Annotated in this window: 1 protein-coding gene; it reads left to right on the top strand. The window is 57.4% G+C overall.

Going from position 1 to position 672, the window contains the following annotated elements; all coding sequences use genetic code 11:
- Positions 1-672, top strand: a 672-nt coding sequence (locus tag EOA49_RS32275) for an ATP-grasp domain-containing protein (RefSeq protein ID WP_127243613.1), incomplete at both ends; no start/stop codon positions are given.

The raw sequence follows: 672 nt of genomic DNA, 5'->3' as shown, positions 1-672 counted from the left end.
CCCCATATCCATTGAAAGATGCTGCGACAAGTACACTCAACGTCAGCTCCTCGCGAAGGCCGATGTTCCAATGCCTGCTTATCGCTTGGCAGCGAATGCGACGGAGGTTCAAAGCTTTGCAGCGGAGATCGGGCTGCCGGTAGTTCTTAAGCCAGCCATCGGCAGCGGCAGCATCGGTGTCCGCTTGTGCCGCAATGTCGAAGAGGTGGCCGAACACACGAACCACCTGTTGGGCGGGGACCCCACGCAGTCTTTCCCAATCCTGGTCGAAGAATTCGCACAAGGTCCCTATTATGGCGCTGATATAATGGGAAATGAGGTCATTGGGATTGCCGCCTCTGATTTCGGCCCGCCACCGCATTTCGTCTTCTATCGCGGCATCTGCCCAGCCCCGCTGAGTGATGACGAGCATAGACGTATCGCCGATCTTTCGTTGCGCTGTTTGCGGGCTCTCGACCTTGGCTGGGGGCCAACGAACATTGAGCTCCGGTGGACGAGGCGTGGCCCAGTCGTCATTGAAGTCAATCCCCGTATGGCTGGCGGCACTCTCTCGGTTCAGCTGGCTTACGGCATCGATCTCATCAGCGAGCACATCAAGCTTGTCATCGGCGACGAATGGAATTTGCGCAGACGGCATTCGAATGTCGCAGCATGGCGGGCTCTACTTCCTGA

This window comes from Mesorhizobium sp. M1A.F.Ca.IN.020.04.1.1 (assembly GCF_003997315.1).
In the GTDB taxonomy this organism is placed as follows: Bacteria; Pseudomonadota; Alphaproteobacteria; order Rhizobiales; family Rhizobiaceae; genus Mesorhizobium.
The sequence above is the reverse complement of the archived record's forward strand: the minus strand, read 5'-3'. Positions and strand labels throughout refer to the sequence as shown.